Here is a 20194-nt window from a genome sequence, read left to right as displayed (position 1 = left end):
GCGGGCCCGGGTCAGTTCTGCAGCTGATTGAACGGCATGCCCTCCGTCAGCAGCATGATCACTGCGACGGCGAACCAGACCGCGACCACCAGGCACGCCAGCCACAGGGTCCACAGCAGCCACCGAAGCTCTCTCCTCATGCGCATGCCGTGATCATGCCGCTCGCTGGTCCTGACACCGTCACCGGCAGATGACCGGATCGTGTCCGCCCAAGGCTGACAAGGGCGTCGGGGCTTGCCTCCCCCCTCCCCGCATGGGGGAGGATGGCTGGATCCACCATGAAGGGAAAAACACGGTGAGCATCGACCCGTCCTCGATTCCGAACTTCGGGGGCCAGCCCGAACCGCAGCCCCAGGGACCGGCCGGCCCCGTCCTCCCGGATCAGGACCTCGTGAAGCAGCTCCTCGACCAGATGGAGCTGAAGTACGTCGTCGACGAGGAAGGCGACCTCGCGGCCCCGTGGGAGCAGTTCCGCACCTACTTCATGTTCCGCGGGGAGGCCGAGCAGGCGGTCTTCTCGGTGCGGACGTTCTACGACCGCCCCCACCCCATCGACGAGAAGCCGCAGCTGCTGGAGTCCGTCGACGACTGGAACCGCCGCACCCTGTGGCCCAAGGTCTACACCCACACCCATGACGACGGCACCGTCCGTCTGATCGGCGAGGCCCAGATGCTGATCGGCACGGGCGTCGACATCAACCACTTCGTCTCCTCCACGGTCAGCTGGGTGCGGGCCGCGATCGAGTTCGACAAGTGGCTCGTCGAGCAGCTCGGCCTGGAGCAGGAGGTCAACGAGGCGGACAAGCCCGAGGACGACGGCGACGGCGAGTAAGCCCCGCCGCACGGCCTACAGCGGCTCCTGCGCGTACACCACCAGGTACGCGCCGTAGAGACAGCTGAGCCCGGCCAGGCTCGCGACCAGCACGGTCGCGTGCCAGGGCCGGGCTCTCGCCATGCCCGCCAGCCCCCGGGCGAGCGGCAGCAGCAGCGGAAACGCCGGCAGCAGAAACCGCGGCTTGGACTCGAAGAAACCCGAGCCGCCGAGCGCGATCAGCAGCAGTGCCCCGCTGTACACGAGCAGCGGCAGCGGAGCGCGGTCCAGGACCAGCAGCGCGTACAGCACCGCCCCCGCCACGACGAGCGCCAGCGCCACCGGGAACACGAACCGGCCGCCGTGCAGCAGCATCGCGCGCACGAACTCCAGCGAGCCCCGGCCGAAGTCGAACCGCGACCCCCACAGCCGCTGTACCTCGAAGTATCCGCCGAGCAGATCCGCCTTCTGCCGGCCCACCCACAGCACGTACGCCGTCCAGCCCAGCGGGGCGAGCGCCGCGCCCGTCCACAGCCTGTGGGTAACCTTTCCGCGCCGCCGCCACACCTCTGCCCCGGCCGCGGCCAGTACCGCGGCGGCGACCGTGAACCCGTTCGGCCGGGCCAGCCCCGCGAGCGCCGCGAGGACACCGGCCCACAGCCAGTTCCCGGCCAGCACCGCGTACAACGACCAGGCCGCGAACGCGGTCAGCACCGGCTCGGTGTACGCCATCGACAGCACCACCGAGTGCGGCAGCAGCCCCCACAGCAGCACCAGCGCGATGCCGGTGGTCCGCCCGTACAGCCGGGAGCCGACCGCATGGATGCCGGCTGCGGCCACGGCGGCCCCGGTCCACGAGATCAGCAGCCCGGCGGAGCCCCCACCGAGCGGGGCCAGCGCGGTCACCGCCCGCAGCAGCGCCGGATACAGCGGGAAGAACGCCAGGTCGCTGTGCGGGCCGGGATCGTGGGAGGGCAGGTCGTGGCCGTAGCCGTGGGTGGCGATCCCCAGGTACCAGACCGAGTCCCAGGACCGCCCCAGCAGCGTCAGCGGATGCCGGCCGGCGACATGCGCGACGAGGGCGAGCACGGCCACCCCGGCGAGCCGGACCCCCAGGAACAGTCCCACGGCTCGCTGCGCCGGCTTCAGTGTGGTGAGGGGCGGGGCGGGAATGGTACGGGCGTAGGTCACATCACCGCACCCTGCAAGCGCGCGGGTGCGAGCGCGAGCAGGTGACCGCCATCGGGGTCATGGGTTCACCTGTGTCGCGTACACGGGGAAGCGCCGTTGAGTTTCCGGCGCGCTTACAGCGCCCGGAGTCTTTCGGCGGCCTCCCGCAGGACCTCTTCCCGCTTGCAGAACGCGAACCGTACGAACGGTGCCCCGGCCTCCCGGTCGTCGTAGAACACGGCGTTGGGGATCGCCACCACGCCCGCGCGTGCCGGCAGGGTGCGGCAGAAGGCGAAGCCGTCCTTCTCGCCGAGCGGGCGGATGTCGGTGGTGATGAAGTACGTGCCGGCCGGGACGAAGACCTCGAAGCCCGCCTCCGCCAGGCCCTTCGCCAGGATGTCGCGGCGGGCCAGCATGGACCGGCGGAACTCCTCGAAGTAGGAGTCGGGGAGGGCCAGGGCCTCGGCGACCGCGTACTGGAAGGGGCCCGAGGAGACGTAGGTCAGGAACTGCTTCACCGAGCGGACCGCGCTCACCAGCTCCGGCACGGCCGTGACCCAGCCGACCTTCCAGCCGGTGAAGGAGAACGTCTTGCCGGCCGAGCCGATCGTCACCGTGCGCTCGCGCATGCCGGGGAACGAGGCGAGCGGCAGATGTCCGGCGCCGTCGAAGACCAGGTGCTCGTAGACCTCGTCCGTCACCACCAGCAGGTCCCGCTCGACCGCCAGCTCGGCGATCGCGGCCAGCTCCGTGTGCGTGAGGACCGTACCGGTCGGGTTGTGCGGGGTGTTGATCAGCAGCAGCCGGGTGCGGTCGGTGACGGCGGCGCGCAGCTCGTCCAGGTCCAGGCGGAAGGACGCCCCCTCCTCGATGTGCGGACGCAGCGTGACCGGCACGCGCGTGCCGCCCGCCATCGCGATGCTCGCCGCGTAGGAGTCGTAGTACGGCTCCAGGGCCACGACCTCGTCGCCCGGCTCCACCAGCGCCAGCAGCGCCGCCGCGATCGCCTCCGTCGCGCCCGCCGTGACCAGCACCTCGGTGTCGGGGTCGTACGACAGCCCGTAGCGGCGCTGCTGGTGCGCGGCGATCGCGGTGCGCAGCTCGGGGATGCCGGGGCCCGGCGGGTACTGGTTGCCGCGGCCCTCGCGCAGCGCCCGCACCGCCGCCTCGCGCACCTCCTCGGGTCCGTCGGTGTCGGGGAAGCCCTGGCCCAGGTTGATCGATCCGGTCGACACGGCGAGCGCGGACATCTCCGCGAAGATCGTCGTCCCGAACGCGGCGAGCCGGCGGTTGAGGTGAGGACGTGCACTGGAGGTCATGCCGGTCATCCTGCGCCCAAGCTCTGGAGTTCCTCAACTCTGCTTTGAGCCCTGGGACGGCCGGGCATCCCCCGGTCACCGCGGTCCACGGGGGGCCGCTTCGGGGGAACGGAAGGAGGGTGACGCCATGGCCGTCGGCATCATCTTCATCCTGGTCGTGGTCGCGTTCGTGACCCTCACGGCAATGGCGGGGGCACGGTCCGGCAACCGGCAGCGCAGGGTGTCGCTCGACAAGGGCGGCCGCGGCCGGTCCGGGTCGTACCGCTCGTCGTCGTCCTCGTCGTCGTACGACGGCAGCAGCAACAGCTGGTGGGCGGGCAGCGCCGACTCCGGTTCGTCGGGCGGGCACCACGGGGGACACCACGGCGGCCACCACTCCTGCGGAGGCCACTCCTCCTGCGGCGGGGGTTCTTCCTGCGGCGGAGGTTCGTCGTGCGGCGGCGGCGGGGGCGGATGCGGCGGAGGCAGCTGACACGGGGCAGCTGAGCTTTCGGGGGAACCGCATACGGCCGCACGCGAGCGCCCGCCGGCGAAGGCAACCGGCGGGCGCCCGCCGTCTCGTCCTCGCGCCCGGCGCACGCCATGGTTGAACAGTTGAACTGTGGAGCCCTCTGAGGGATGGAAACCCCACGAAGTTGGGTAAAAACGCGGTGGGGGCGCCTCTGTTCATGATTCCCTCTAAATCGCCAACGCAGCCCCTCGGACGTCCCTGAGACTCCCCACCCGGCCGAGCCGGCTGGGCTGACATGGCCGATCTCCCCCCTCATCGCGTGTTTGCGGAGCCGATCCATGCTCACGACCCTGAACACCTCCTACACCGATACGCGCGCTGCCGACCTGGCCTGGGCTCTGGGACGCGAGCCGCTGCCGGCCCTGGCCACCCTCGATCTGGAACTCACCGGTACCAAGCTCCAGTTGAGACTGCTCGGCGCATCCCACCAGGTGCTGCTGGAGGAGGAGCGGGGCCTGTGCTCGGAGACGGTCGCGTGCATCCCCGGCTCCAGCACCCCGCTGCCGCTCGGCGTCGCCAAGCGGGTCGGCGACTGGGAGTACGAGTTCGCCGCACGCGTCGAGGTGCTCAGCCCCGGCTCGTTCGCGGGCCGCGCCCAGGAGTTGCTGGCCCTCGTCTCCGACCATCCGCACGGCCTCGCGGGCGTCTTCCCGGGCAGCCCGCACGCCTTCACCGCGATGCTGGCCCAGCGCCACGAGGGTCAGGTGCACTGGCGCACCTGGCACGCCTACCCGCAGGACGGCCAGTTGGTGGCCACCCGCACCCGGGTCGGGGCGCGGGTCAGGGTGGCAGAGTCCGCCGAGGACACCGCGCCGACATAAACCCGCCGGGTGTCAACTGCCCCCAGTTCCACACGTGTGGGTGACGAAGCGTGCCGCACATGTGACGTACCGTCGCAACGTGATCGAACCGCACGCCCCCGCGCCGCCGGGCGCCCCGCCCTCCTGGACAGGCCCCGCCCGGCTGCCCGTCCGGCCCGGCACCGGGCGGTTCCTGGTTCTCGTGTGCGTCTTCGTCTGTGCCGCCTGCGGACTCGTCTACGAACTCGAACTCGTCGCGTTCGCCTCGTACTTGATGGGTGACTCGGTCACCCAGGCCTCCGTCGTGCTGTCCGTGATGGTGTTCGCGATGGGCATCGGCTCCCTCGGCGCGAAACGGCTGCGCTGGCACGCGGCGGCCGGCTTCGGCGCGATCGAGACCGTCCTCGCGCTGGTCGGCGGCTGCAGCGCGATGGTGCTGTACGCCGTCTTCGCCTGGACCGGCGACTGGGGCGGGCTGTGGGCCGAGGGCCCGCGCTGCCTCCTGGTCGCCTTCTCCCTCGCCATCGGCCTGCTCATCGGCGCCGAAGTCCCGCTGCTGATGGAGCTGATCCAGCGCATCCGCCACCAGGACGCGGGCGGCGCGGTGGCCGATCTGTTCGCCGCGGACTACGTGGGCGCGCTGGTCGGCGGCCTCGCCTTCCCCTTCCTCCTCCTGCCGTTCCTGGGCCAGTTGACGGGCGCTCTGGTCACCGGCACGGTCAATGTGGTGGCGGGCGGCGCCCTGGTGCTGGGCCTCTTCCGCCGCGACCTGACCTGCCGGGCCCGCTGGACCCTGCTCGTCGTCGGCCTCGTCGTCCTCGGTGTCCTCGCCTCCGCCGCCGCGCTCGCCGACGACTTCGAACGCGCCGCCCGGCACGCCGTCTACGGCGACGACGTCCGGGTCGCCGAACAGACCGGCGTCCAGGAGGTCGTGCTGGCCGGCGGCACCGACGGCAAGCCCCTCGACCTCTTCCTGGACGGCCGGCTCCGGGTCGGCGGCCGCGACGAACACCGCTACCACGAGGCCCTCGTGCACCCCGCCATGTCCGGCGGGCCGCACGCGCGTGTCCTCATCCTCGGCGGCGGCGACGGCCTCGCCGCCCGCGAGGTGCTGCGCCGGCCCGGGGTACGCCGCGTCGACCTCGTCGAACTCGACCCCGGACTGGTCCGCCTGGCCCGCCACGACCCCGGCCTCGCCGCCGCCAACGGCCACGCCTACGCCGACCCCCGCCTCCACACCACCACGGCCGACGCGCTCGCTTGGCTGCGCGGGGCACGGGGACGGTCGTACGACGTCGTCATCGCCGACCTCCCCGACCCCGGGATCACCGCCAGCACCAAGCTGTACTCCCAGGAGTTCTACGGCCTGGCCCGCCGCGCCCTCGCCCCCCGCGGCCGGCTCGTCGTGCACGCCGGGTCCGTCACCACCCGTCCCCTTGTCTTCTGGACGGTGGCCGCAACCCTGCGCGCGGCCGGCTTCGCCGCCTCCCCCTACCGGGTCCTCGGCCACGACTCCGGCTTCCCCGCCGGTCCCGACCGCTCGGCCGGCGCGTCCGGAGCCCCGCACGACTGGGGGTTCCTGCTGGCGGCCGCGGGACACACTCCGCCACCGCTGCGGCTGGGGTCCTGGCAGGCGCACACGCTGACCCAGCGCGACCTGACGGCGGACGGGAGGGCGGCGGCACGGAAGCGGATCGGGGGGCTGCCGGCTTCGACGCTGGTGCATCCGCGGTACTGAGAGCCGGTACCGAGGGCCGGAGCCGAGAGCCGGTACGGAGAGCCGGTACTGAGAGCGCCGGTGTCGAGGAGCCGGTTTTCGCCGGGGTACTTTCCGGTCACACCTGGGTAGGCTCAGCGGACATGGAGCACCAGGTCTTCGTCCCGGTCCCGGTCGAGCGGCTCAAGGACGCCCTCGCCGATCCCGCCCAGGTCGCCCGCGCCATCCCCGGCCTGCAACAGGACGCCGGTGCCGAACCCGTCGCCGGGCGCCTGAAACTGCGCGTGGGCGGACACTCCGTCACCTACCGCGGCACGGCACGGGTGACCGCCCGCGAGAACGGCACGTACGCCGTCGAGGCCGACGCCACCGAGGCCCGCGGCACCGGCGCCGTGAAACTCAGCCTCACCCTGAGCCTCGCGGACACCGAGGGCGGTACGACGGTCAGGGCCGAGGGCACGGCGGACGCGGACGGCCGCATCGTCGAGCTGCCGCCGGACGCGGTGAGCGCGGCGGCGACCCGTCTGCTGAACCGTTTCGTGGAGAACCTGGCGACGACGGAGGCGCCGGGGGAGCAGACAAGGACCGCGGGGAAGCAGGGGCCCGAGCCCGAGACCGAGCACACCTCCGTCTTCGACACCGAGGTCCCGCAGCCCTCGCTGGACCCGGCGGCCGACCGTCTCTCGGAGGACTTCGCCGACACCGGTGAGCCGCCCGCCGAGGCCGCGCACGCGCGCCGGACGATGATCGGCCGCAGCGCCGAGGAGGTCGACCACGCCCCGCCGCGCGGGCGTTACGCACCGGTTCCGGCACCGCAGACGGTCACGGCGACGTCGGCGCTGCGCTGGGCGGCGCCGGCGGCGGCGTTGGCGGTGGCGTCCGCGATCGTGGTGGGCCGGGCGCTGCGCAGGCGTCGCTGAGCCAGGTTCCGGAGTTGCTGCCCGTACTCGCGGTCCCGACCGGTCTGCCCAGTAGTGTCATCCCGTGAGTAACGAAGACATCACGCTGACCGCAGGTGACGCAGAGGTGCACGTCAGCCCCGCCGACGGCGGCCGTATCGGCAGCCTCAGGATCGGCTCCCTGGAACTGCTGAGGCAAGGCCCCCGCTTCGGCTGCTTCCCGATGGTGCCCTGGTGCGGCCGCACCAGGGACGGCCGTTTCCTGGACGGCGGCACCGTGCGCCAGATGCCGCTCAACTCCCCGCCGCACGCCATCCACGGCACCGCCCGCGACGGCGCCTGGCGCACCGCGCGCGCCTCGCAGCACGAGGCGGTGATCACGTACGAGCTGGTCGACCCCTGGCCGCACCCCGGCCGCGTCACCCAGAGCGTCGTGCTCGCCGAGGACAGCCTGACGCTGACGATGTCCGTGGAGACGTACGACGACTCCTTCCCGGCGCAGATCGGCTGGCACCCCTGGTTCAACCGGAACCTCGGCGGCGAGGACGTCACCCTCGACTTCAAGCCCGCCTGGCAGGAGGAACGCGGGGACGACCATCTGCCGACCGGCAACCGGATCGACCCGAAGCCCGGCCCCTGGGACGACTGCTTCGGCATGCCCGGCGGCGTCGACGTCACCCTCACCTGGCCGGGGCAGCTGGAGCTGAAGGTGGCCAGCCGCGAGGAGTGGGTCGTCGTCTACGACGAGCAGGCCGAGGCCGTGTGCGTGGAGCCGCAGACCGGTCCGCCGAACGGCCTGAACACCCTTCCGCGCCTGGTCACCCCGCTGGAGCCGCTGGAGGCGACGACGACCTGGAGCTGGCGGCGCCTTTAAGCTGGGCGGCATGACGGAAGTACGTGGCGCGCTGCTGCAGCAGATCAAGGACAAGGCCGTGGTGCACGGCAAGGTGACCCTCTCCTCGGGTCTGGAGGCCGACTACTACGTCGACCTGCGCCGCATCACCCTCGACGGCGAGGCCGCCCCGCTGGTCGGCCAGGTCCTGCTGGATCTCACCGCCGACCTGGAGTTCGACGCGGTGGGCGGGCTCACCATGGGCGCCGACCCGGTCGCCGCGGCCATGCTGCACGCCGCCGCCGCGCGCGGGAGGAAACTCGACGCGTTCGTCGTACGGAAGGCCGCGAAGGCGCACGGTCTGCAGCGGCGCGTGGAGGGCCCGGACATCGCGGGGCGGCGGGTGCTCGTGGTCGAGGACACCTCCACCACCGGCGGCTCCCCACTCACCGCCGTGGAGGCGGTGCGCGAGGCCGGCGCGGAGGTCGTCGCCGTCGCGACCATCGTGGACCGGGCGACCGGTGCCGCAGAGAAGATCGAAGCCGGCGCAGGTGTTCCGTACCGTTTCGCCTTCTCGAAGGATGAACTGGGTCTGGACTGACGACGCGGATTGACCTGGACTTGACCGGCGCATGGACCTGCGGTCCATGTCTGGAAAGATGGGACCGACGACGACGTCGAATCCCCAGGTCTAGGTCAGGGCCGTAACGCACCAAGCCGACCCGCAACACCAAGGAGCGGACAGATGCCCATCGCAACCCCCGAGGTCTACAACGAGATGCTCGACCGGGCGAAGGCAGGCAAGTTCGCCTACCCGGCCATCAACGTCACCTCGAGCCAGACCCTGAACGCGGCGCTGCGCGGTTTCGCGGAGGCGGAGAGCGACGGCATCGTCCAGATCTCGACCGGCGGCGCCGAGTTCCTCGGCGGCCAGTACAGCAAGGACATGGTGACCGGCGCGGTCGCCCTCGCCGAGTACGCGCACATCCTCGCCGAGAAGTACCCGGTCAACATCGCGCTGCACACCGACCACTGCCCGAAGGACAAGCTCGACGGGTACGTACGTCCGCTGCTCGCGATCTCCGAGGAGCGCGTGAAGGCCGGCCGCCACCCGCTGTTCCAGTCCCACATGTGGGACGGCTCCGCCGAGACCCTCGCCGACAACCTGGAGATCGCGCAGGAGCTGCTGGAGCAGGCCCGTCGCGCGAACATCATCCTGGAGGTCGAGATCACCCCGACCGGCGGTGAGGAGGACGGCGTCTCGCACGAGATCAACGACTCCCTGTACACGACGGTCGAGGACGCCATCCGTACGGCGGAGGCCCTCGGTCTCGGCGAGAAGGGCCGCTACCTGCTGGCCGCCTCCTTCGGCAACGTGCACGGCGTGTACAAGCCGGGCAACGTCGTGCTCCGCCCCGAGCTCCTGAAGGAGCTGAACGAGGGCGTGGCGGCCAAGTTCGGCAAGCAGTCCCCCTTCGACTTCGTCTTCCACGGCGGCTCCGGCTCCACCGAGCAGGAGATCCTCACCGCGCTGGAGAACGGCGTCGTGAAGATGAACATCGACACGGACACCCAGTACGCCTTCACCCGTCCGGTCGCCGCCCACATGTTCCAGAACTACGACGGCGTCCTGAAGGTCGACGGCGAGGTCGGCAACAAGAAGGCCTACGACCCGCGCACCTGGGGCAAGCTCGCCGAGGCGAGCATGGCCGCGCGTGTCGTCGAGGCCACGAAGAACCTGCGCTCGGCGGGCAACAGGATCAAGTAAGCGGTACCCCTGCGGTGGGCCCGGCGGCTGTCCTTGCCGCCGGGCCCGCTGTATACCTGGGGGGTGTCCGACGTCCGGCTGGCCTCGCCCCAGGGCAAGTGGATCCTGCTCACGACGGTCCTCGGCTCCAGCATGGCCATGCTGGACTCCACCGTCGTCAACGTGGCGCTCCCGCGCATCGGCCGCGACCTGGACGCGAGCCTGGCCGCGCTGCAGTGGACGGTCAACGCGTACATGGTCACGCTGGCCGGTCTGATCCTGCTGGGCGGCTCGCTGGGCGACGACTTCGGCCGCCGTAAGGTCTTCGTGCTGGGCGTGGTGTGGTTCGCGGCGGCGTCCCTGCTGTGCGGCCTGGCACCGAACCCGCCCGTCCTGATCGCCGCCCGGGCCCTGCAGGGCATCGGCGGCGCGCTCCTCACCCCCGGCTCCCTCGCGCTCATCCAGTCGTCCTTCCACCCCGACGACCGGAGCCGGGCCGTCGGCCTGTGGTCCGGCTTCGGCGGGATCGGCGCGGCGGTCGGCCCGTTCCTGGGCGGCTGGCTGGTGGCCGGCCCCGGCTGGCGCTGGGTGTTCCTGCTGAACGTCCCGCTGGCGCTGCTGTGCGTGCCGGTCGCGGTGTGGCACGTGCCGGAGTCGTCCGCCGGGGGCCGCCGGGGCCGCTTCGACGTGCTCGGCGCGCTGCTGGGCGCCCTGGCGCTGGCGCTGCTGACGTACGCGCTGATCGAGGCGCGGACGGGCACGGTCGCGGTCGCGCTGAGCGCGGTCGCGGGCCTGGCGGCGGCGGTGGCCTTCGTGCTGGTCGAACGGCACCGTCCGGCCCCGATGCTCCCGCCGGACATCTTCGCCTCGCGCCAGTTCACGGCGGTCAACCTGGTCACCCTGTGCGTGTACGCGGCGTTCGGCGGCTTCTTCTTCCTCACCGCGCTGCAGCTGCAGGTGGTGGCGGGCTACTCGCCGCTGGCGGCCGGTACGGCGTTGCTGCCGACCACCGCCCTGATGCTGCTCTTCTCCGCCCGCTCGGGCGCCCTGGCGGACCGTACCGGCCCGCGCCTGCCGCTCACGGTCGGTCCCCTGCTCTGCGCGGCGGCGATGCTGCTGATGCTGCGGGTGGGGCCGGGCGCGGACTATCCGACGGACGTCCTGCCCGCGTTGCTGGTGATGGGGGCGGGGATGGTCACCCTGGTGGCCCCGCTGACGGCCACGGTCCTCGCCTCTGTCGACGCCACCCGGGCGGGCCTGGCCAGCGGCATCAACAACGCGGCGGCGAGGGCGGCGGGCCTGGTTGCGGTCGCGGCGCTGCCGCTGCTGGCGGGGATGGGGCCGGAGGCGTACCGGTCGCCCACTGCGTTCGACGCGGCGTTCGACCGGGCGATGCCCATGCTCGCGGGGACGCTGCTGCTGGGCTCGGCCCTCGCTTTCGCCCTGGTCCGCCGACCGCGCCCCGGCTGCCTGCGCCCGGAGTGCAGGATGCACGGCAATGTGACTGCGCCGCCTCTGGAGGGGGAACGGAGGCGGTAGGCGGGGTCCGGGCTTCGACTGAGGGTGACCCCTCCGGGGCAGGCACCCCGCCGGCGCGGGCAGGCGAACATCACCCCCGGCCCGCACCGGCACGGGTACCCGCAGGACGAGCCCGCACATGCACCTGTGCGAGAAACTGAACCCATGACGATTCACGAGAACCTCCTCGGCGGCCCGCCCCCCACCCATCTCCCCGACGACCCCGAGCCCCGCGAACAGCTCGCGGCCGGTACCGCCCCCGCGGACGTCGCCGCCAAGTACCCCACCTCCTCCCTCGCCTGGGCCCAGCTGGCCGACGAGGCGTTCGAGCGCGGCGCGGTCGTGGAGTCGTACGCCTACGCCCGTACGGGCTACCACCGCGGCCTGGACGCCCTGCGCCGAGGCGGCTGGAAGGGCCACGGCCCGGTCCCCTGGGAGCACGAGCCGAACCGCGGCTTCCTGCGCGCCCTGCACGCCCTCGCCCGCGCCGCGCAGGCGATCGGCGAGCAGGAGGAGTACGAGCGCTGCTCGCAGTTCCTGAAGGACTCCTCCCCGACGGCGGCCCAGACCCTCGGCTAGCCGGACCGCACGGTGTGGCCCGTCTGGCAGCGGACGGGCCTTGCCGTAGCCGAGGCGATTGCGGAGGATTCCGGGTGGGGACCGGGGCCCCCGTGCCGGAATCGGCAGGGGCGGACCGCTACCCGGAGTAACAACAGGAGACAGCGATGTCCCAACAGGCTCACCCCCTTCCCGAGGCCGAGCCCGAGACCCCGCACCTGGACTTCGCGGGTACGACGCCGTACGAGGACTACGTCAAGGCGGACGTGCTCACCCACCTCCAGCACACCCTCTCCGACGATCCCGGAGAGATGGTCTTCCTGGTGACCACCCAGGTCATGGAGCTGTGGTTCACGGTCATCGTGCACGAGTGGGAGACCGCGGCGAACGCCCTGCGCTCGGACGACGTACCGACCGCGATCGCCGCGCTGAAGCGTTCCGTGCGCGAGCTGGAGGCGCTGAACGCCTCCTGGAAGCCGCTCGGCCAGCTCACCCCGGCGCAGTTCAACTCGTACCGCAGCGCCCTCGGCGAGGGCTCCGGCTTCCAGTCGGCGATGTACCGCCGCATGGAGTTCCTGCTCGGTGAGAAGTCCGCGTCCATGCTCGTCCCGCACCGCGGCGCACCGCGCGTCCACGCGGAACTGGAGAAGGCGCTGCACGAGCCGAGCCTGTACGACGAGGTCGTACGCCTCCTCGCACGCCGCGGCCACCCGATCCCGGACTCGGTGCTGCGCCGGGACGTCTCCCGGCGCTACGAGCCCTCGGACGCCGTGGAGGCGGCCTGGACCGCCGTCTACGCGGGGGACGAGAGCGATGAACTCGCCCGGCTGGGCGAGGCGTTGACCGACGTGGCCGAACTGGTGTGGCGCTGGCGCAACGACCACCTGGTCGCCACCCGCCGCGCGATGGGCGCCAAGGCCGGCACGGGCGGTTCGGCCGGCGTGGCCTGGCTGGAGAAGCGCGCCCGGAAGAACGTGTTCCCCGAGCTGTGGACGGCGAGGTCCCATGTCTGAGCTTGTTCTGCGGGCGGAGAAACTGGACGCGGCGGACGAGCTGGCGCCGCTCAGGGACCGGTTCCTCCTCGACACCGGGTCCGGTCACACGGCTGACGCCGCGGGCGTGTACCTGGACGGGAACTCCCTGGGTGCCCTGCCCGCGCAGGTACCCGAGCGCGTGGCGGACGTCGTCCGCCGCCAGTGGGGCGAACTGCGCATCCGGTCCTGGGAGGAGAGCGGCTGGTGGACGGCGCCGGAGCGGATCGGCGACCGGATCGCCCCGCTGGTCGGCGCGGCGGCCGGGCAGATCGTCGTCGGCGACTCCACCAGCGTCAACGTCTTCAAGGCGCTGGTCGCGGCGGTACGGATGGCCGACGAGGACCGCACCGAGATCCTGGTGGACGCCACCACCTTCCCGACGGACGGCTACATCGCCGAGTCCGCGGCCCGCATGACCGGCCGCACGCTGCGTGCCGTGACCCCGGCCGAGGTGCCCGCCGCCCTGACCGGCCGTACGGCCGCGGTGCTGCTCAACCACGTCGACTACCGCACCGGCCGCCTCCACGACCTGCCGTCGCTGACGTCGGCCGTCCACTCCGCCGGCGCCCTCGCGGTCTGGGACCTGTGCCACAGCGCCGGCGCGCTGCCGGTGGGCCTGGACGAGCACGGCGTCGACCTCGCGGTCGGCTGCACCTACAAGTACCTGAACGGCGGCCCCGGTTCACCGGCGTACCTGTATGTGCGCCGCTCGCTCCAGGACCGCTTCGACTCCCCGCTTCCGGGCTGGAACTCGCATGCGGAGCCCTTCGGGATGCGGCCGGAGTACGCCCCGGCGCCCGGCGCGCTGCGCGGGCGCGTGGGCACGCCGGACATCCTGTCGATGCTGGCGCTGGAGGCGGCGCTGGACGTCTGGGACGGGGTGTCGGTCGACGCGGTGCGCGCCAAGTCGCTGGCCCTGACGGACTTCTTCCTGGAGTGCGTCGCGGCGTATGTGCCCGAGGGGCGCGTCGAGTGTCTGACACCGGTGGCCCATGAGGAGCGCGGCAGTCAGGTGGCGCTGCGGTGCGCGGACGCGGGGGATGCCATGAAGCGGCTGATCGAGCGGGGAGTGGTCGGTGACTTCCGGGCGCCCGACGTGCTGCGCTTCGGTTTCACACCGCTGTACGTGGGATTCGCGGACGTGGAGCGGGCGGCGCGGGTGCTGGGGGAGGTGCTGGGCGGGGCTTAGGGGGTGTCGTTTGGGGCCGGCCGTGACGAGCGGTGCCGGCCGGCGGACCCGCGACGCCGGGGTGATCCAAACGACACCCCCTAGGCGCCCCGGGCAGGGGACGGACGCGGGAGGGCCGACCTCGCTGCACCGCGTCCGTTTCCGCGCGGCCGTCCGCCGTGCCGACGCCGGCCTCGGCCGGGGCGCCGGCCTGTGCACCGGCACTTCCGCGACCGGGCGGTGTACGCGGCGCCGGCCGGGCCGTAACCCCGTGTCCGCGCACGTCATCGGCCTGGTACCTTCCCGCCAACGGCCGATTGTCTCCACCTGGTCCGTCTTACTGGGTCCGCCAAACGCGTTTCATCGCTGAGAGGTTGAAGCATGCCGGACGACGCCGCAGCAGCCCGCGCTGCCGCCGAAGAGGAGTCGGCCTTCTCGCACCCCCCGGTCGACCCCGACGTCACGTCCGCGTACGGCAGCCACCCCGACCAGGTGATCGACTTCTACGCTCCCCGGACGGCGCCGGACTCCCCGGCCCCGGTGGTGGTCGTCCTGCACGGCGGCGCCTGGCGCGCCCGCTACGACCGGCGCCACATCACGCCCTTCGCGGACTACCTGGCCCGCAGGGGCTTCGCGGTGGCCAACGTCGAGTACCGGCGCGGAGGCGAGCCCCTGATCCCCGGACAGAGCACGGGTGACGGCGGTGACGCCACCCCTGTGGCCGGCCGCTGGCCCGACACGTTCGACGACGTCGCGGCCGCCCTGGACGCCCTCCCCGCCCTGATCCGCGAGGCCCTCCCGCAGGCCGACCCGCGCCGCACCGTGCTGACGGGTCACTCGGCCGGAGGCCACCTCGCCCTGTGGGCCGCGGCCCGCCACGTCCTGCCCGCGGACTCCCCCTGGCGCACCGGCCGGCCGGCACCGCTGCGCGGGGTCGTCGCCCTCGCCCCGATCGCGGACTTCGAGGTCGCCGAGAAGCTGGCCGTGTGCGGCAACGCGAGCATGCAACTCCTCGGCGGTCCGGAAGCGTTCGCCGAGCGCCGCCCCTGCGCCGACCCCGTCCTGCTGCTGCCGACGGGCATCGCGACGACGCTCGTGCAGGGGCGTACGGACCGGGAGGTGCCGCAGGCGGTGGCCGAGTCCTACGCGGACGCGGCGGCGAAGGCCGGGGAGGTCGTGGGCCTGACGCTGCTGGAGGACGTGGGCCACTTCCCGCTGATCGACCCGGCGGCGGACGCGTGCGCGGTGGTGGCCGAGGAGATCGCCCAACTGGCGTGGTGACGGGGGTCTCCGGCGGGGCGTCTCCGGTGGGCGTCTCCGGCGGGGCGTCTCGGGCACCCGGTGATACCCGTAGTACCTGAGAGCTACCCCGCAGGACAGCTCCCTGGCGTGACGCCGGCGACAGCCCGCGATCCCTAACTTCCTTTCCGGAGAAGCCCGATGGCCGGGCGACCGGAAAGGAACCCACCCATGGGGCACGCCGACCACCCCACCCCTGCACAGTTGCCCCGGACCACCCCCTCCCTCGACACGGACCGGCAGCCGCCGACGGCGGGTTCGTTCCGCGAGGGCCACCCGCAGTCGACGACGAAAGCAGAGGTGGTGGTGCGGGTGGGAAACCAAGCCCGGCCGCAGGCCGGGTGCCCGCCCACAGACCCGCGTCCGGACCGCGACGGCCCCGGCCCCGCCCGCCGCCCGAGGAATTGGCACCGCACCCTCCTCGCCGCCCTCCTCACCGCGGCCATAGCCGCCCCCCTCGCCGGCGCAGCCCGCCCCCGGATCCCCGCCCCCGCCCCCGCGACCCTGCCCCCACTCACCGACACCACGCTCGCCACCACCTACGAGACCAACCGGGCCGAGGCCGCCCGGGCCGCCCGCATGGCCGCCGCCCACGGCGACCTGCACCGCGCCACCGCCGACCTGGCACTCGCCTCCCCGTCCCGCCACCTCCTCACCTTCGACGGCCGAGGCGCAGGCCAGGCCACCGAGGTCCTCGGCGACCTCGCCCACGCCGACCACCTCGCGGTCCTGGTCCCCGGCTCGGACACCTCCCTGGACACCTACGCCCGCTTCCACCGGGCGGCCGCCGCCCTCTACACCGACCTCACCCACCGCGCCCCGCAGCACACCCACGTCGCCGTCATCGCCTGGCTCGGCTACGAGACACCGGCCACCGTCAGCACCGCGCTGACCACCACCACCCGCGCCGACGAAGCCGCCCCCCGCCTGCGCGCCTTCGTACGCCACCTGCGCGCGGCCACCCCACCCCGGACACACATCTCCCTGCTCTGCCACTCCTACGGCTCGGTCGTCTGCGGCCGGGCCGCCCCCGGCCTGGACGCGGACGACATGGTCCTGATCGGCAGCCCCGGCACCGGCGCCGACTCGGCCGCCGCCCTGCACACCCGCGCCCGGGTCTGGGCGGCCCGCGGCAGCGACGACTGGGTGGAGCACGTACCGCACGTCCGCGCCCACCTCTTCGGCACCACCCTCGGCATCGGCACCGACCCGGTCTCCGGCGCCTTCGGCGCCCGGGTCTTCGACGCGGCCGACGCCGACCACAGCGGCTACTTCACCCCGGGGTCGGCCTCCCTCGCCAACCTGGCCCGGATCACCCTCGGCGAGACCTCGGAGGTGACCCGTGCCTGAGCAGACCGCAAGCGCCCCCCGCACCACCCTCCACGCCCCGCAGCCCGCCCTCCGCACGGCTCTGCGCGCACCCCTGCACGCCCTCCGCCGAGCCGCCCACCAGGTCGACGCCGCCACCCCCGCATCCCGGGACCGTGCGATCGACGCCCTGCGCGCCCTCGCGATCCTCGGTGTCGTCCTCGGCCACTGGCTGGTGACGGCGCTGGTCGCCCAGGACGGCGGCCTGCACACGGCGAGTCCGCTGCAGCACATGCCCTGGCTGGCCCCGGTCTCCTGGCTCTTCCAGACACTGGCCGTGTTCTTCCTGGTCGGCGGCCATGTGGCGACGCGCGGCCTGGCCTCGGCCCGCGACAGAGGCGACGGTTACGCCGCCTGGCTGCGCGCCCGGCTGACCCGCCTGCTGCGCCCGGTGGCCGCGCTGCTCGCCCTGTGGACGGTGGCGACCGTGACCCTCCTCCTCAGCGGCACGCCCCTGGCCACGATCCACACCCTGCTCAAACTGGCGCTGTCCCCGCTGTGGTTCCTGCTGGTCTTCGCCGCGCTCACGGCCGCCACCCCCCTCGTCGCACGCCTCAACCCCCTGTGGCCGCTCGCCGTCGTCCTGCACGTGGACCTGCTCCGCTTCGGCCTGCACCTCGGCCCGTCCTGGCTCGGCTGGCTGAACCTGCCGGCGGGCTGGCTGGTCCCGTACACCCTCGGCGCCGCCTGGGCCCGGGGAGCGCTGACGAGCCGCCGCTCGGCCCGGGCCCTGCTGCTCGGCGGTACGGCGACCACGGCCCTGCTCGTCACCTGCGGGGGCTATCCGGCGTCCATGGTCGGCGTTCCCGGCGCGGCGACATCCAACCTCAACCCCCCGACCCTGGCGGCCGTCACCTTCGGCCTGGCCCAGTGCGGCCTCGCCCTGCTGCTCCGCGACCGTCTGCGCCGCGCGACGGCCCGGCCCCTGGTCTGGGCGGCGACGGCCTTCGTCAACCTCTCCGCGATGACGATCTTCCTCTGGCACCAGACGGCCATGATGGCCACCACGGCGACGGCCCTCCTGGCCGGCCGCCTGCCCGGACTGCACACCACCCCCGACTCCCTCACCTGGGTGGCCTCCCGCCTGCTCTGGCTCCCCGTCTTCACCCTGACCCTGGCCCTGTGCCGGACGGCCTTCCGACACCACGAACAGGGCCCCCGCCGCCCACGAAACCGTACGTCGCGCGTGGTCCGCCGCCATGTGCCGCCAGCGAGGTCCCCGCACCATGCCTAAAGTTGCGTCCGTGATGTCCGCGGAGCCGAAGAACCCGACCGACCACCCCGGCGACGCCCCGCCCGCGAGGTCATCCGCCTCCCCGATCCCGGCCGAGGACGAGCCCGGCCCGGCAACTCCCTCCCGGGCCGCCCGATTCCGCGCCTGGCTGGGCGAAAACCCCTCCTCCCAGTCGCCCCCCTTCTCCAAGTACCGCTGGCTCCGCCTCCTCACCTACCTGCTGACCTTCTACGCGGCCCTGGCCATCATGGGAGCCGGCGCCGAGGAGCTGTCCGACAGCTATGGCCTCGCCACCGCCGTTGCCCTCCTGTGCACGTCCCTCCAGAGCGTCGCCATCGTCCTGGCCCTGCGGCGCCCCGTTCCCGCCTGGGCCCTGTCACTGGCAGCCGCCGCCGTCACCGCGCTGCTCGCCCGGCAGCAGATGTTGGCGCCCATGCTCCGGCTGGCCCACCCGAACTGGCCCTGGTCCACGCCCGTTCTGCTGGCCCACATGGCTGTACTGCTGCTCCTCGCCCTGCGCGTCCGCGTCCGCGGCACGGTTGCCGCACTCGGCGCCACCGCCCTGGTCACCTTCCTCATCGAAGGCTTCATAGGAGCGCGGCTCTACACCCCGACGGGAGAGGTGGCGATCGGCCTGTTCGCCGTCGCCGCCCTCATCGGCACCACCCTGCGCGGCCGCAGCGAGGCCCGTACCCAGCTGGTCCGGCAGACGACGATCACCGCGGAGGAACGCGCCCGCCGCACCCTGCTGGAGGAGCGCAGCCGTATCGCCCGGGAGCTGCACGACGTGGTCGCCCACCACATGTCGGTGATATCCATCCAGGCCCAGGTGGCTCCCCACCTGGTGGAGAACCCCACGGAGGAGCTGAAGGAGAACCTCGCGGGCATCCGCAACAACGCCCTGGAGGCTCTGACGGAGCTGCGCCGTGTGCTCGGCGTCCTGCGTTCCGAGAGCCCGGACGAACCGCGGGCCGAGGACATCTCCTCCCTGTCCGCTCCCGGCACCGGCCCGGTCCCCGACGCCCCGCAGCCGAACCTCGCCCGCCTGGACTCCCTGCTGGAGAACACCAGGGCGGCCGGCGTGGACGTCGTGAAGGCCGAGGAGGGCGATGCCCGCGGCTACCCGCCCGGGGTGGAGCTGTCGGCGTACCGGATCGTCCAGGAAGCACTGAGCAACGTGCTGCGGCACGCGCCGGGTGCGAAGGTGCGCGTGGACATCGCTCACTTCCCCAATGGCATATACCTGAGCATCAGGAACTCCCCGCCCAGCCGCCCGGTCCAGCCGACCCCGGGCAGTGGGCACGGCCTGCTGGGCATGCGGGAGCGCGCGGCGATGCTGGGCGGGAGCGTCGAGGCGAAACCGACCCGGGACGGCGGCTTCGTGGTGGTGGCGTTCCTCCCCCGCGGCGGCGTCCCCGGACCGACGGAATCGACACCTGCCGGGCCGCCCTGACCCCGGTCCTCGTCCCACTGCACCCGATCCGCAAGCACCGAGCCCCGACAGGAGAACCGACCCCCATGACGAGCGGCGCCGGCACCATCCGCGTACTCATCGCCGACGACCAGCAGATGGTCCGGCAGGGCTTCACCGTGCTGCTCAACGCCCAGCCCGGCATCGAGGTGGTCGGGCAGGCGGTGGACGGCCGCGACGCGATCGCCCGGACCGCCGAACTGGTGCCGGACGTGGTGCTGATGGACATCCGGATGCCCGAACTCGGCGGCATCGAGGCGACCCGCCGGATCACCGCCGACCACCCGGCCGTCAGGGTGCTGGTGCTGACCACGTTCGACCTGGACGAGTACGTGTACGAGGCGCTGCGGGCGGGGGCCTCCGGCTTTCTGCTCAAGGACGCCTCCGCGGACCAGCTGGCCGAGGCGGTACGGGTCGTGGCCGCGGGCGACGCCCTGCTCGCGCCCGGCATCACCCGCCGCCTCATCGCCGAGTTCTCCCGCCTGGACGGCAGTCCCCGGGCCCCGCTCAAGCAGCGTGTGGGTGACCTCACCGAACGGGAGACGGAGGTGCTGGCGCTGATCGCCCAGGGCCTGTCGAACGCGGAGATCGCCGAGCGGCTGGTCGTGGCCGAGCAGACGGTGAAGACGCACGTGGGCCGGATCCTGGTGAAGCTGGGGCTGCGCGACCGGACCCAGGCGGCGGTCTTCGCCTATGAGTCCGGCCTGGTCCGCCCCGGCGGCCGGTGAGGCCACCGGT

General features: G+C 72.8%; 20 protein-coding genes. 17 read left to right on the top strand and 3 right to left on the bottom strand.

Going from position 1 to position 20194, the window contains the following annotated elements:
- Positions 1–11: 11 nt before the first annotated feature.
- Positions 12–146 carry a hypothetical protein gene (locus ACIGXP_RS10040; RefSeq protein WP_399766253.1) on the bottom strand — a complete coding sequence of 45 codons (135 nt, stop codon included), beginning with the start codon at positions 144–146 and terminating at the stop codon, positions 12–14.
- A 149-nt stretch (positions 147–295) separates the two neighbouring features.
- Here ACIGXP_RS10040 and ACIGXP_RS10035 point away from each other — a divergent pair, with 149 nt between their 5' ends.
- Complete coding sequence (locus ACIGXP_RS10035) at positions 296–832, top strand: YbjN domain-containing protein (protein ID WP_363216115.1); 537 nt, start codon at positions 296–298, stop codon at positions 830–832.
- A 15-nt stretch (positions 833–847) separates the two neighbouring features.
- Here the strand turns inward: ACIGXP_RS10035 and ACIGXP_RS10030 are convergent, their stop codons facing one another.
- Positions 848–2002, bottom strand: coding sequence for a hypothetical protein (locus tag ACIGXP_RS10030; RefSeq protein WP_399766250.1), 1155 nt, complete (start codon positions 2000–2002; stop codon positions 848–850).
- Positions 2003–2115: 113 nt separating this feature from the next.
- Complete coding sequence (locus tag ACIGXP_RS10025) at positions 2116–3309, bottom strand: pyridoxal phosphate-dependent aminotransferase (protein ID WP_363216117.1); 1194 nt, start codon at positions 3307–3309, stop codon at positions 2116–2118.
- A gap of 118 nt (positions 3310–3427) precedes the next feature.
- Between ACIGXP_RS10025 and ACIGXP_RS10020 the strand changes: the two genes are divergently transcribed.
- The 16 genes from ACIGXP_RS10020 (at position 3428) to ACIGXP_RS09945 (ending at position 20184) form a co-directional block, all read left to right on the top strand.
- Entirely contained in the window at positions 3428–3772 is a 345-nt protein-coding gene (locus ACIGXP_RS10020) for a hypothetical protein (RefSeq protein ID WP_399766245.1), read from the top strand.
- 317 nt (positions 3773–4089) lie between these two features.
- Positions 4090–4632, top strand: coding sequence for a DUF2617 family protein (locus ACIGXP_RS10015; protein ID WP_363216132.1), 543 nt, complete (start codon positions 4090–4092; stop codon positions 4630–4632).
- Between the two features lie 79 nt (positions 4633–4711).
- Positions 4712–6349: a polyamine aminopropyltransferase gene (locus ACIGXP_RS10010; protein ID WP_399766242.1), complete on the top strand. Its 1638-nt coding sequence runs from the start codon at positions 4712–4714 to the stop codon at positions 6347–6349.
- A 122-nt stretch (positions 6350–6471) separates the two neighbouring features.
- Entirely contained in the window at positions 6472–7248 is a 777-nt protein-coding gene (locus ACIGXP_RS10005) for an SRPBCC domain-containing protein (RefSeq protein WP_399766239.1), read from the top strand.
- 64 nt (positions 7249–7312) lie between these two features.
- Positions 7313–8101: an aldose 1-epimerase gene (locus ACIGXP_RS10000; RefSeq protein ID WP_363216135.1), complete on the top strand. Its 789-nt coding sequence runs from the start codon at positions 7313–7315 to the stop codon at positions 8099–8101.
- Between the two features lie 10 nt (positions 8102–8111).
- Complete coding sequence (gene pyrE, locus ACIGXP_RS09995; protein WP_363216136.1) at positions 8112–8660, top strand: orotate phosphoribosyltransferase; 549 nt, start codon at positions 8112–8114, stop codon at positions 8658–8660.
- Positions 8661–8804: 144 nt separating this feature from the next.
- Positions 8805–9827 (top strand): class II fructose-bisphosphate aldolase, encoded by a 1023-nt coding sequence (gene fbaA / locus ACIGXP_RS09990; RefSeq protein ID WP_363216137.1) that lies wholly within the window; start codon positions 8805–8807, stop codon positions 9825–9827.
- A 63-nt stretch (positions 9828–9890) separates the two neighbouring features.
- Entirely contained in the window at positions 9891–11345 is a 1455-nt protein-coding gene (locus ACIGXP_RS09985; RefSeq protein WP_399766233.1) for an MFS transporter, read from the top strand.
- 144 nt (positions 11346–11489) lie between these two features.
- Positions 11490–11903, top strand: coding sequence for a DUF3151 domain-containing protein (locus tag ACIGXP_RS09980; RefSeq protein ID WP_363216139.1), 414 nt, complete (start codon positions 11490–11492; stop codon positions 11901–11903).
- Positions 11904–12049: 146 nt separating this feature from the next.
- Positions 12050–12895 (top strand): tryptophan 2,3-dioxygenase family protein, encoded by an 846-nt coding sequence (locus tag ACIGXP_RS09975; RefSeq protein WP_399766230.1) that lies wholly within the window; start codon positions 12050–12052, stop codon positions 12893–12895.
- Positions 12888–14105, top strand: coding sequence for a kynureninase (kynU, locus tag ACIGXP_RS09970; RefSeq protein ID WP_363216141.1), 1218 nt, complete (start codon positions 12888–12890; stop codon positions 14103–14105). The genes ACIGXP_RS09975 and kynU overlap by 8 nt, the downstream gene beginning before the upstream one ends.
- 360 nt (positions 14106–14465) lie before the next feature.
- On the top strand, positions 14466–15365 hold the full coding sequence (locus ACIGXP_RS09965; protein ID WP_363216142.1) for an alpha/beta hydrolase: 900 nt from the start codon (positions 14466–14468) through the stop codon (positions 15363–15365).
- A gap of 189 nt (positions 15366–15554) precedes the next feature.
- Positions 15555–16733 (top strand): alpha/beta hydrolase, encoded by a 1179-nt coding sequence (locus ACIGXP_RS09960; protein WP_399766225.1) that lies wholly within the window; start codon positions 15555–15557, stop codon positions 16731–16733.
- Positions 16726–17985, top strand: a complete 1260-nt coding sequence (locus ACIGXP_RS09955; protein WP_399766223.1) for an acyltransferase — start codon at positions 16726–16728, stop codon at positions 17983–17985. Before ACIGXP_RS09960 ends, ACIGXP_RS09955 begins: the two co-directional genes overlap by 8 nt.
- A gap of 13 nt (positions 17986–17998) precedes the next feature.
- A complete protein-coding gene (locus ACIGXP_RS09950) occupies positions 17999–19438 on the top strand; it encodes a sensor histidine kinase (RefSeq protein ID WP_399767222.1) in 1440 nt (479 codons plus the stop codon).
- A 65-nt stretch (positions 19439–19503) separates the two neighbouring features.
- On the top strand, positions 19504–20184 hold the full coding sequence (locus ACIGXP_RS09945) for a response regulator transcription factor (protein ID WP_363216144.1): 681 nt from the start codon (positions 19504–19506) through the stop codon (positions 20182–20184).
- The last annotated feature ends 10 nt before the right edge of the window (positions 20185–20194 follow it).

The organism is Streptomyces sp. NPDC053069, assembly GCF_044546895.1.
GTDB lineage: Bacteria > Actinomycetota > Actinomycetes > Streptomycetales > Streptomycetaceae > Streptomyces.
The sequence above is the reverse complement of the archived record's forward strand: the minus strand, read 5'-3'. Positions and strand labels throughout refer to the sequence as shown.

Bases quoted from the DNA above. Each gene is read 5' to 3' on its own strand.
- ACIGXP_RS10040 (WP_399766253.1), bottom strand. From the start codon at position 146: ATGCGCATGAGGAGAGAGCTTCGGTGGCTGCTGTGGACCCTGTGGCTG.
- ACIGXP_RS10020 (WP_399766245.1), top strand. From the start codon at position 3,428: ATGGCCGTCGGCATCATCTTCATCCTGGTCGTGGTCGCGTTCGTGACC.
- ACIGXP_RS09975 (WP_399766230.1), top strand. From the start codon at position 12,050: ATGTCCCAACAGGCTCACCCCCTTCCCGAGGCCGAGCCCGAGACCCCG.
- ACIGXP_RS09980 (WP_363216139.1), top strand. From the start codon at position 11,490: ATGACGATTCACGAGAACCTCCTCGGCGGCCCGCCCCCCACCCATCTC.
- ACIGXP_RS10015 (WP_363216132.1), top strand. From the start codon at position 4,090: ATGCTCACGACCCTGAACACCTCCTACACCGATACGCGCGCTGCCGAC.
- fbaA (WP_363216137.1), top strand. From the start codon at position 8,805: ATGCCCATCGCAACCCCCGAGGTCTACAACGAGATGCTCGACCGGGCG.
- pyrE (WP_363216136.1), top strand. From the start codon at position 8,112: ATGACGGAAGTACGTGGCGCGCTGCTGCAGCAGATCAAGGACAAGGCC.
- kynU (WP_363216141.1), top strand. From the start codon at position 12,888: ATGTCTGAGCTTGTTCTGCGGGCGGAGAAACTGGACGCGGCGGACGAG.
- ACIGXP_RS09950 (WP_399767222.1), top strand. From the start codon at position 17,999: ATGTCCGCGGAGCCGAAGAACCCGACCGACCACCCCGGCGACGCCCCG.
- ACIGXP_RS10005 (WP_399766239.1), top strand. From the start codon at position 6,472: ATGGAGCACCAGGTCTTCGTCCCGGTCCCGGTCGAGCGGCTCAAGGAC.
- ACIGXP_RS09945 (WP_363216144.1), top strand. From the start codon at position 19,504: ATGACGAGCGGCGCCGGCACCATCCGCGTACTCATCGCCGACGACCAG.
- ACIGXP_RS09965 (WP_363216142.1), top strand. From the start codon at position 14,466: ATGCCGGACGACGCCGCAGCAGCCCGCGCTGCCGCCGAAGAGGAGTCG.
- ACIGXP_RS10025 (WP_363216117.1), bottom strand. From the start codon at position 3,309: ATGACCGGCATGACCTCCAGTGCACGTCCTCACCTCAACCGCCGGCTC.
- ACIGXP_RS09960 (WP_399766225.1), top strand. From the start codon at position 15,555: ATGGGGCACGCCGACCACCCCACCCCTGCACAGTTGCCCCGGACCACC.